Source organism: Stenotrophomonas sp. YIM B06876 (genome assembly GCF_030711595.1).
In the GTDB taxonomy this organism is placed as follows: Bacteria; Pseudomonadota; Gammaproteobacteria; order Xanthomonadales; family Xanthomonadaceae; genus Stenotrophomonas.
On record NZ_JAUJUJ010000685.1, the window covers coordinates 1 to 222 of the forward strand.

Genomic DNA, 222 nt, shown 5'->3' on the forward strand with positions numbered 1-222 from the left:
GATGACGCCGACCATCGTGCTCAAGGACGGCAAGCCCACGCTGGTGACTGGCAGCCCCGGCGGCGCGCGCATCATCACCACGGTGCTGCAAACGGTGGTCAACACCATCGACTTCGGCATGAACCCGGCCGAAGCGGCCGCCACGTCGCGCGTGCACCACCAATGGACGCCCGACGAGCTGCGCATCGAAAAGGGCCTGAGCCCCGACACCATCGCGCTGCT

At 67.6% G+C, this 222-nt stretch carries 1 protein-coding gene; it reads left to right on the plus strand.

What is annotated here, in order from left to right:
* The coding region (locus tag QZH66_RS19010) for a gamma-glutamyltransferase (RefSeq protein ID WP_305807321.1) at nucleotides 1-222 on the plus strand (222 nt) is incomplete at both ends.